Genomic DNA, 10,968 nt, shown 5'->3' on the forward strand with positions numbered 1-10,968 from the left:
ATATAAGGACCAAAAACCTTACTTGATAAGCTCGCCATTTACGTAAAACGAGCTTCCTTACATAACTATCCTATCATTATTTCAAAAGCAAAGACAAAAGAGAAGGATTCGTTCACATATAATCCATATTTTTTGAACATTTTTACAATTAAATGAAGAGAAACTACAATAAATAATGATAGACGTATAATGAATAAATAATAAATACACTTATGAGAATCACAATTGTTTCAAGTACACCATTCACTTTCTTTCGCTGTTTTACATGTTTTCTTGTTTGATTCATATAGCTAGTACGAGAGTTTGTACGATTTGGCTTTGACGCTTTCGTTTTAGCTGTAGCAGCCTTTTGTTGACACCTTTCCTTTTTCATCCCTTCTGAAATAATGAGAACGAAATCCTCTTTCATTTCCTGTGCGCTATGATAATTCCCTAACAGCGCGTTATGTAAAATACTTTCATGCTTTTGCAAAAATGGGTGACGATCGATCATTTCAAATAGTTGCTTTTTCCCATTACCTTCCCCTTTTTTTGTAAAACGCTTTGGATAAACTGCATTAATGAGTATCATTGCAACAGCAAATAAATCATAAGAAGGCTCAGCCTTTCGAGTGCCTAACCCCCAATACCCCCTATCAAAAAACTCCGTGAACTCTTTAATTGATCGTCCTTGCTGCGTTGTTCCACCTACATCAATGCACCTGATCTTTGGCGGAGGACCTGAGACGAGAAGATTTTCCGGTTTTAGATCACCAAATACCCAACCTTGTCTATGAAGCTTATCTAAATTTGACAAAAGCTGCAGGATTAAAACATCTGCCCATTCATTGCCCTTTTGCTGAATAAATTCTAAAAAGTTGCTTCCTTGAATATACTCCATCACATAAAACGGGATCATTTTACTACCATTCACAATCCAATCATCGACATCAAGCAAAGAAGGCCCAAGAGAAGCACCCTGGACCATCGAAAAACGTTTTAGTACATTAACCTCTGACGTAATTGCCATACTATTTTCACTTATTTTTAGAGCAACTCGACCTTTTCTGCTATCGGCCAAATAGACGCTACCAGTCGCACCTTGACCTAATAGCTTCACAATTTTATACGACTCACCGTTCCACTTACCTCTAATTACTTTTCCAGAAGGAACATTACAACCCTGATTCATCGTAGTATTCTTCTTCATTTCTTAAAAAGCTCCTTAAAGAACGTTTCTTCTTAAAGTTTTGAATGGCTTCTCGTATCGCTGGACCAGTTGGAGTGATACCACCTGTCGATAATTTCGGGAAAATCGATGAAAGTGATTCTAATCTAGGTGTCCAATCTAACACTTGCTCAACCTCATCCTTTTTCCCAGGAAATACTGAGACAGAAAATTGATTATCACCAATTCGTGAATTTAAGCTAATCGAGAGATCTAATAATGCCTCTTTAACTGTTGGGAGCTTTGGCTTCATACTTGCACTTGTATCGACTAAAATAAGAATTTCTAAGCTTGCAGTTTCTCCTAATTCATCAACTACCTCCATAACTTCTCCTCTTTTATCTGGAGGAAGTTCTTCCATAGAGATGTCTTTACCTAATATTTGTTGTAGCTCTTTATTAACAACCCCTTGAAGCGTTTGTGTCATTGCTTGTCTCGTTACCATTTGAACGGTTTGAGATAATTGATGTGCATATACGATTTGGTGTACGCCACCTCCAGACATCGCAATTCCCTCGATCTCCTGCATCGCTTCATTATCGATCACATTTTCCTCTAAAACCCCAATGACATTCACTGTTATTCCTTGTTCTTGAGCCAACGCTGCCATTGCAATCGGATCTTCTCCATGATTTGAGCATCCATCTGTTATTAATAAAATTTGTTTTAAATGACCCTTTACCATCTTTTTCACCCTCCTCGAGAGACGATAATCCCATATAATTTCGGTCATCTCCTTATTTCTTAAGCAGACAACCTCAATATATGAGTTCAATTTTTAACATCCTCGCCAGAAGGGGGGAATTTTATACGTCCGTCACCCCGTCTTCTTTGATTTGTACCCTGATACAGGAATACTCGCCCACTTAGGAGTATTGTGCTCGATAGCTGAAACAACAACGGTCATATCATCCTCAATTTTCCCAGCTCTTGTTCTAATGACCTCCTCCATAATTAAGTCCGCTACTTCCTGAGGGTTATCAGTCTTAATTTCACTAATTTTCCGTTTCATCCATAAATCATAGTTTTCAACGTGTTTAGGGCCTTCAAAAATCCCGTCGCTCATCATAATCAAAAGATCGCCTGCTTTTAATTTCTCTCCAACAACATCAACATCAAAATCATCGATAATTCCCATCGGAAGATTGCTAGCTTGAATTCTAATAATTTTATCTCCTCTTTTTACATAGCTTGGTGTAGAGCCGATTTTTAAAAATTTACTGTTACCGTCTTGGAGATCAACAATTGCCAAATCTAACGTAGAAAAAATCTCATCAGTTGTTCGAAGCGATAAAATTGAATTTATCGTCTTAATAGCTACTTTTTCTTCTATACCTGATTGTAGGATTTTTTGAAGCAATTTAATTGTTTCATTACTTTCAAAGTGGGCTCTCACTCCATTTCCCATCCCATCGCTAATCGCAACAGCATATTTACCTACTCCTAAATCGATCATTGAATAGCTATCACCTGAAACTAAGCCTCCACCTTTAGCTGCATGGGCAACACCTGTTTCAATTCTGAATTTTTTAGCAGAACCAAAAGATACATGGCAATAACCATTCGGATAATTTGCACATTCTTCATGCTTAACAACAATTGATTCCTCAAGAATATCTGATAGCATAGGTGCAATGATTTTTTCACATTCCCCATGGCCATTACAAAATGGAATGCTCATCTCGATATCAACATTTCCTTGTTCAAGGCTATATATATCTACATTTACAATTTCAATCCCAAAATTCTGTAGGGCATCTAGAATTTGCTCCTCTTGAACAAAATGATTTTCCCTCTCCCGTTTAATTTCATTTGAAAGGTCCTCCATTACATGGGAAACGCCGAGCAATTGCTCTGCAACTAGTCTTCTGCTTTCTTGAACCTCCCTTTTTAACTTTTGATTCGCCTGGAAATAATTTATTTCTTGCTCAATCGCTTCTTCAACTCTAGTCGATTTTGAACAATGCCGCTGAAACTCTTTTTTTAATTTTATGTTATTTTGATACGTGTTTTGTTTATTTTCATGCATAATTTTCTTCATTAGATCATAGGTTGTATCAAAGTTCTCTACCCAGCACTTTTCCTTTTTAAAGCAGTGCTGACAAGTACTCTCTGTAATGCTACTTAAAAATAAATCAGTTTCCCTTTGCTCATCATCAGGTTCATTTTTCTCATAAAACGTGGCAAAGCTTTCAGATAACGCCTGGAAAACTTGGGAAAATTGGTCAACCCGTTGAGCAGTTACATCGCGGATTTTTCTTACATATTGCTGCTGCTCTTGAGAGTGTTCATTCGTTCCCGGTATATGCTTTGCTAGCCTTGAAGTAACAACCTTAGGAGTTATGAAGAATAACAGAATAGCGATAAGCGATTCTATTAAAGTTGTCATGACATCAGCAGAGCCTTGACCATATAAGGAGATAAGCAATGTTCCTATTAAAAGACCAATGGCTGTTCCAAACTTTTGCCCTTCTCGGAGCAATCCACCTAATAAACCCGAAAATGCTAAAAGGCTCATATGATATAGGTTTCCAACATTGGCTAAGCTTTGAATTAACCCTATTACAACACCAACCGTACTCCCAATACTTGACCCGCCAATAAACGCAAATAATAGGACAAGATAACGGGAAAAAATATGCTCTGCTTGCAGATTCTGATACGTCACCCCTACAAGGCCCGTCATAACTGAAGCGAGCAATATCATGATGCAAATGATTTCTTCTATTTTTAATGATTGTTTATACTTTCTCACCGATAAGAGTGGAATACTTTGAAGGAAAATTAACGTTAATATAAAGGCTAGACCTGATTCAACTCCTGCCATCATATAATCATAAAGAGTTAATGTAGACTTAATAAAAAAGAAGTAACCAATCCTTGTAATCATTACAGTACTGAATACAACAAACGGTAAAATTTTTAATCTATCTTTAAAGATATGTCCGCTCAGCCTATTTAAAATAAGAAACGCAATGATTGACATCGTAATAATTAGTGAGACATTAAGGGAAACCGTCATCCCTCCAGCTATTAATGAAATCCCCGCAAGTGCAGCCTTATCCTTTTTCATAAGTAAAATCGCACCAAAGAATGGCAATGCAAATGGCAAAATCTCTGACAAAATGATAGCCCGTCCTAATAAAAATCCAATAAATGCATATATCAATCCCTTATGTAAGAGAAACAGCTGTAGTCGGGATGAAAGTCGTTGAAAAAATCGATTGACTACGAATTGGGTCTTTTGCATGCCAAAATCAGATATCGGCTCCATTAACCTTCTTTCCACTTTTTCCATGTTCATTCCCCCACTTAATCATATTGCTTGTATTATAGCGAAGGTATGGACAAGAATTTGTCAAAACAAGGGTGTCTATTCAAAAAAACGTTCGACTGTTTTTGAAGAATGCGACAAATACTCCATAGATATGAAACTATCTATTTTATAATTCGCCAAAAATCTAGAGATGTTAGTCAGACTATTCAGGATCGTGTCAAATCTATGCAATTATTTTATTTCTCTAGTTTAATATGTCTGCATTACAAATCATTTTAATTAAGATTAGCGCATTCATTAGTGAGACAGTATTTTCAAAAATAAAAAAACTAGCTGCCTATTAGCAACTAGTTTTTAGTATGACCCGTACGGGATTCGAACCCGTGTTACCGCCGTGAAAGGGCGGTGTCTTAACCGCTTGACCAACGGGCCGGTTTTTCATTATTAAATCTATAAAAATATGGTAGCGGCGGAGGGGATCGAACCCACGACCTCACGGGTATGAACCGTACGCTCTAGCCAGCTGAGCTACGCCGCCATATATTCTGTACCTTTATTAGGCACAAGATATATAATACAATCGTTTTATGATTACGTCAACAGAAAAAATATTTTCGGAATATTCTATAATAAAATCAACAATTAAAGCACATCAAAGCTCCAATTGCTCACTAGAAAATAATTCAGAAAAACCAATTCAATCCCAAAGAACTTACTTTCACTTTGGACGATCGTTACATTGTCACAGGTCCACATCTTATACTTCCTTAAACATTACTAGTCCGACTACTTAAGTGTCCCAATCTTACCGTACATTTATCACCTAGCATTTAATTTGTTTCCACAAGACCAAAAAAAGACACCCAACAGGTGTCTTTTCTCTTATATATTATGAAGGCAGCAAGCTATCCTCTTCTAGCTCCTCGACCACCGCGTTTTGATTCTGTATTACGCTTTAGTGAAGATAGTCGGTCTTCACTATCCTTTAAGAAACGGCTCATTTTTTGTTCAAAACTTTCTTTATTGTTATTGCGGAAATCATTTCCTCTTTGTCTCGGGCGATCTGATTGCCTTGGACGATCTGAGTTTCTTGGGCGTTCTGGACGTTCTGGGCGCTCTGGTCGATCTATTGCTTTTTTAATTGATAGACCAATCTTACCATCATTTTCCACATTTATTACCTTAACTGTTACTTCATCTCCGACTTTTAAGTGATCATTAATATCCTTCACATAATTATCGGCAACTTCACTAATGTGAACGAGACCTGTAGTGCCTCCTGGTAGCTCCACAAACGCTCCAAAATTTGTAATGCCCGTCACTTTACCCTGTAACTTGCTGCCAACTTCAATCGACATAAAAATAATGCTCCTCCTTAAACAGATAAAAAATCATTCGAATCTTTATTACATTATACATAAATAAAAAAACGAGTGTCAACAAGGCTAGTCTTTTATATTAAAGATGATCTCGTTATCATCAGATAAAAAGTAATCTCTTCTTGCAATCTTTGCAATATATTCGTCATCATTTAATTTCACAATTTCTTCCCTTAATAACTTTTCCTCTTTTTTTAGAGTTGCTAACTTTTCTTCAAGCTCTTTTTGTTCCTCACGCTTTTCTTCAATTGCATTTGATTGTTGATGAATCGTGGTTATCATAACAGCGGAGGAGATGACAGCTAAAATACCTAGCATCGCAAGTCTACGAACCAAGCCCTTTCTACGTCTTTTCGAAAGCTGTTGTTGTTTTTCTTGCTGCTTCATATATTGTGATTGTAACTCGGTAATTTTTTTTGTTCTTTCGTGACTCATACATATCCTCCCTACTATCGCTATTTTTTATCTCGATGCCACCACGTTTTTATTTTATTAGTAATATTCTTGAATTTCCCAAAAAATCCTGCTAACCGTCTTATATTCTCAATAAGGAAATTTCCAACACTCCTTGGAACAAGTCTCCATAACAATCTAAATAAAAATGTAACAGGTGATAATAAAATTTTAACCAATGACCATAAAAATTTAAATCCCCATTTTATTAATTTCCATAAAATATTTACAGCTCCTAAAATAATTGCGATTAAAAGCTGGATAGTTCCAACGATCGGTTTCACAATCATAAGTTGGCCAGCTCTAATGAATAAACGGTAAATCGTTAGGCTTGTCTGTATGAATAATTCAAGTAGCTGTAAATATATTTTTTTGAGAAGACTTTGATAGGCAGCATAACCACAAAGAACAGCAAGGAAGATGTAGATTCTTAATTCGCCCTCATTAACGAGTAGCAATAGATAAAAGAGTATGAGTCCTTGTACAAGCCAAAACAATAAGTCATTAATAAAGACAACCCATCTTGCCCTTAATGGTCGCTTTAAAAAGCGACCATATGTATCAAGAGCAGCTCCGAGCCATCCCCCCATACCAACCATTGCCAGCATTGTATAAAATTGAGTTGTTAAGCTCATTTAAATAACTTGCTAAAGAGTCCTTTAGCCTTCTCCCCATGCTGTTCATCTAAGTAGATTAAATCAAATATCCGGCTTCCTTTTATTGATACTACCCCTTTATCTACATCAAGATTTTTCATTTGAAGATTTTGTCCACGAATAGCCAAAGCCCCCATCACTGTATCTAAGAGAAACTCCTCGCTATCAAAGCTTTCAACCTGTTTAACGCCTGTAATCTCTATCAGCTTTCTCCCTTTCATGATAACGTCATGCTCTAGGTTTGGACCTTTATTGACAGATGAATGATTATCATAATAATTATTCATAGCTACCTCCGCATTCTAAGTCGTTTTCTTCTACATGTTATGTCGTTAGAATGCGTTTTAGAACAAGCTCTATTGAAATGGAATCGCTATTTATTAATAGATTTTATAGGTGTTATGTTATAAATTTAAGTTAATCTTGACTGACTTTCTCTTCCTTCACAATTCGATAGAGATCAGCTGCATCTTCTTTTCTAGTCGTCTCTTTAATATCCAAAATTTCAACCGTTACTAATTTTTGACCAAATCGAATAAGTAGCTCATCACCGATTTTCACATTTGAGCTTGCTTTTCCAGCAACGCCATTTATTAAAATTCTCCCCTGATCCGCAATTTCTTTTGCTAACGTTCTTCGTTTAATTAATCGTGATACTTTTAAAAATTTATCTAGTCTCATCTTCTATCCCTCTTTATCTATTTTCTTTGCTTCATCCCAAAAGTGATCCATCTCTTCCAAAGACATGTCTTGGAGACTTTTCCCACTTTCTAATGCCTTAGTTTCAATATAACGAAATCGATTATAAAATTTTCTATTTGTCGAAATTAATGCTTCTTCAGGCTCAATATTATAATATCTACCAACATTTATTAGGGCAAATAAGACATCTCCAAATTCCTGCATCGCATTTTTCCCGTTGGCATCTTGTTTTAATTCCATTTCAAATTCCGTTATTTCTTCCTTTACCTTTTCCCATGTTTCTTCAATTACTGGCCAATCAAACCCAACCTTTGCAGCCTTTTTCTGTAGCTGATAAGCTCTTGATAATGCTGGAAGTGCCTTTGAAACGTGATCAAGGATCGAACTTGTTTCTAAGCCTCCCTTTTCTCCCTGCTTAATCTTGTCCCAATTAGATAAAACATCATCTGTCGAATTGATAGTCATATCACCAAATACATGTGGATGCCTACGAACCATTTTATCTGCAACCTCTTTGATTACGTCATTGATCGAAAACATTCCCTCATCTTCACCGATTTGTGCATGTAGGACAACTTGTAAAAGAACATCACCAAGCTCTTCAATCATATGGTCTATATCTTCTTCTTCAATCGCTTCTATCAATTCGTAACATTCTTCAATTAAATATCTTTTTAACGATTGATGAGTCTGTTCTTTATCCCATGGACAACCATTTGGCCCCCTTAGTTTAGCAATAATCTTACGGAACTCAGAAAATTGATGATGCAGTATTTCTTGGTTTTCAACAGGAGGAACATATATACTCGTTAAATTATTAATTGACACCTCACGATCTAGCTCATAAAGAGGCACTTCCTTAATTTGTTCAAGACTACTGCCTGCTGCTGTAACAATTTTTACCTTATACTCATCAGGTAATTGTTCCATTAGTGTTAATTTAACCTCTGAAGCTACCATTTGATCGTATACTTGAGTGATGATAAGATGCCCTCGTAATTGAAGATGCTCACTTTCTAGCCCTAATGCATCAACTAGCTGAAATCCTTCAATAGGGTCAATTTCGAGTGCTTGAAACATTGCATCTATAAAGCTTTGCCCACCTTGTACAATGATTGTATAACCTTTTTGTCTCCCTTCAGTTAACAATATTTGAACGGTTTTTTCAGCAACTAAAGGGTGTCCTGGCACTGCATAAACAACGTCTTCTACTTCCGCTTCTTCCAATAAGATATTAGCAATACTTCGATAGACGTCTTCAAAGTCCTGATTTGCTTCATAAACATCATCAAATGATCGATAGGTAATCGTCTCGTTTAATTCATCTATAACCGGATGTTCCTTTGTGCGTAAAAACAAATGCTTAGTCTCAGTTAATAGTCGATACACTCCAAAAGGCAATTGGTTAAGGTCCCCGGCACCTAGTCCGACAATTTTAATTTCCTTTGCCATTTATAACCCTCTTTTCTTCTTTTACAAATTTCTTTATAAAAGGTATGTATTGTAGTTCTTCCTTCGTAAAAACGTTTGTCTTAAAAATAGACCAAAGATAAATACCTCCACCACTAATGATGGCAATAAAAGTTATATATGTTGCATGAAGTCGATTCTCTAAATCAAAAAAGAGTTCTGCCCCATTTAATAATCCAATTACGAAACATAGCATAACCACGATCGAGAGTCCTATTTTACCAATACTCTTCAAATCACTAAACGGAAAACCCTTACGCGCTAAATACACCATGACAATCAATGCGATTATGCAGTAGGAGATAACCGTAGAAACTCCCGCTCCTATTTCACCATATTTCGGTATGAGTGACAAATTCAAGGCATATTTACCTGCTACACCTACAAGTACGGCAAAAGCAGGAATAAAAACAAACCCAAGTCCCTGCAAAATTGAAAAAACCGTTAAACAAAGAGATGTAAATAAAATCGATATACTTAAAACCATAAGAACTAAAGAACCTTTATTGTCTGTAAATAACATAACATTTGCAGGCTTCATCACCGCAATTAAGCCTGCTGAAGCACCTGCACTAACAACAAGACAAAGTTTTATTGATAAATTTATTTTTTCCCGTATTAGCTGAATCCGATTTGATATTTTTGCTCTTGCAATCAGTGGCACTAACGACAATGCTAATGAAGTTGCAACAACAGTTCCTAACTGAATTAACGGTTGTCCTCGGTCATATATTCCCTTTGTTTCCTTCGCAACCATTTTATCCATTCCACCATCAACTAATAACGCATACAAATTAAGCGCATCAATAAGCTGGATAAAAATTAACAATAAACTACTAAACGCAATCGTCCAACTATACGTCACTAACGATAATAAAATTTTACCTGTCGATATAGGGGCAGTCATATTCCAACTTATTTTTGATTGACTCCCTTTTTTTCTCCATAAAACAAGCAAAATACCAAATGCTGCAACACTTCCAATAACAGAGCCTATTAATGCACCGAATCCAACTTCATACTGATTATAGCCTGCTCTAACTAAATAATATGAGGATAACAAAATAATAGAAACCCTTACGCCCTGCTCAACAACTTGTGATGTAGCAGTTGGCTCCATTATTTGCTGTGATTGATAGTATCCTCTAAAAATTGAAACAAACGGAATAATAATAAAGGCTAATGACGCAATTCGGATGAGTGGTGCTAACTGTTCATCTCCCATAAAAATCGCAATATGATTAGAAAAAAGGTAAAGACATAAAAATAATATAAGACCGCTTATAAATAAATAGATAAAGGAAACCGCCAAAATTTTCGAGCGTATTTTCAATGACTTACCATATCCGTAGTCCATCATAACCTTTGAAATCATAACTGGAAAACCAGTGGTTGCCAGAATGACACTCATCCCGTAAAAGGGATAGACTTGCTGATAAATATAAAAACCGATATCTCCTACAATATTTTGGTAGGGGACTCGATATGCTGCACTTAGAACTTTTGTTATAATCCCTGCAATCGTTAGAATAACCGCTCCTTGCATTGCAAGATTTATACTGTTTTTCTGGACGTTCATGTCCTTCTCCTCTCATTTCTTCTATCTGCCATTATACCATACTCATTTTACACTACTTGGTAATGAAGGGGCTCTACCATGCTATAAATTGCCAATTTTCAAGCATAAAAAAAAGGTAGCCCATTTGCGAGGCCACTGAAAAACTTACGTTTTTTAATTTTATTTCAAGATCGTAAACGAAAAAGGCGACTATCCGTTCATTTTTTGGACGGATAGTCGCCTTTCTTTATAGACTTTTTCACTTT

At 36.1% G+C, this 10,968-nt stretch carries 10 protein-coding genes and 2 tRNA genes; all 12 read right to left on the reverse strand.

The window, feature by feature from the left end; genetic code table 11:
* Positions 1 to 163 precede the first annotated feature (163 nt).
* The gene (locus ACTJJ9_RS23415) at positions 164 to 1,189 is read right to left on the reverse strand and encodes a protein kinase domain-containing protein (protein ID WP_145584344.1); all 1,026 of its coding nucleotides are present in this window, start codon (positions 1,187 to 1,189) and stop codon (positions 164 to 166) included.
* A complete protein-coding gene (locus tag ACTJJ9_RS23420; protein ID WP_145584346.1) occupies positions 1,155 to 1,892 on the reverse strand; it encodes a VWA domain-containing protein in 738 nt (245 codons plus the stop codon). Before ACTJJ9_RS23420 ends, ACTJJ9_RS23415 begins: the two co-directional genes overlap by 35 nt.
* Positions 1,893 to 2,024: 132 nt before the next feature.
* A complete protein-coding gene (gene spoIIE / locus ACTJJ9_RS23425) occupies positions 2,025 to 4,505 on the reverse strand; it encodes a stage II sporulation protein E (protein ID WP_440768918.1) in 2,481 nt (826 codons plus the stop codon).
* A 339-nt stretch (positions 4,506 to 4,844) separates the two neighbouring features.
* A tRNA-Glu gene (locus ACTJJ9_RS23430) sits at positions 4,845 to 4,916 on the reverse strand.
* Between the two features lie 29 nt (positions 4,917 to 4,945).
* Positions 4,946 to 5,022 (reverse strand) — tRNA-Met (locus ACTJJ9_RS23435).
* 367 nt (positions 5,023 to 5,389) lie between these two features.
* On the reverse strand, positions 5,390 to 5,842 hold the full coding sequence (locus ACTJJ9_RS23440; RefSeq protein ID WP_095302779.1) for a S1 domain-containing RNA-binding protein: 453 nt from the start codon (positions 5,840 to 5,842) through the stop codon (positions 5,390 to 5,392).
* Positions 5,843 to 5,929: 87 nt separating this feature from the next.
* Entirely contained in the window at positions 5,930 to 6,298 is a 369-nt protein-coding gene (locus ACTJJ9_RS23445; RefSeq protein WP_095302778.1) for an FtsB family cell division protein, read from the reverse strand.
* Positions 6,299 to 6,318: 20 nt separating this feature from the next.
* Entirely contained in the window at positions 6,319 to 6,951 is a 633-nt protein-coding gene (yabQ, locus tag ACTJJ9_RS23450; RefSeq protein ID WP_095302777.1) for a spore cortex biosynthesis protein YabQ, read from the reverse strand.
* Complete coding sequence (gene yabP / locus ACTJJ9_RS23455; protein ID WP_095302776.1) at positions 6,948 to 7,259, reverse strand: sporulation protein YabP; 312 nt, start codon at positions 7,257 to 7,259, stop codon at positions 6,948 to 6,950. Before yabP ends, yabQ begins: the two co-directional genes overlap by 4 nt.
* A 130-nt stretch (positions 7,260 to 7,389) precedes the next feature.
* Positions 7,390 to 7,653 (reverse strand): RNA-binding S4 domain-containing protein, encoded by a 264-nt coding sequence (locus ACTJJ9_RS23460; RefSeq protein ID WP_095302775.1) that lies wholly within the window; start codon positions 7,651 to 7,653, stop codon positions 7,390 to 7,392.
* Between the two features lie 3 nt (positions 7,654 to 7,656).
* Positions 7,657 to 9,126 carry a nucleoside triphosphate pyrophosphohydrolase gene (gene mazG / locus ACTJJ9_RS23465; protein ID WP_095302774.1) on the reverse strand — a complete coding sequence of 490 codons (1,470 nt, stop codon included), beginning with the start codon at positions 9,124 to 9,126 and terminating at the stop codon, positions 7,657 to 7,659.
* Complete coding sequence (locus ACTJJ9_RS23470; protein WP_145584348.1) at positions 9,110 to 10,723, reverse strand: polysaccharide biosynthesis protein; 1,614 nt, start codon at positions 10,721 to 10,723, stop codon at positions 9,110 to 9,112. The genes mazG and ACTJJ9_RS23470 overlap by 17 nt, the downstream gene beginning before the upstream one ends.
* Between the last annotated feature and the right edge of the window lie 245 nt (positions 10,724 to 10,968).

Source organism: Metabacillus sp. 22489, from assembly GCF_052044855.1.
In the GTDB taxonomy this organism is placed as follows: Bacteria; Bacillota; Bacilli; order Bacillales; family Bacillaceae; genus Metabacillus; species Metabacillus niabensis.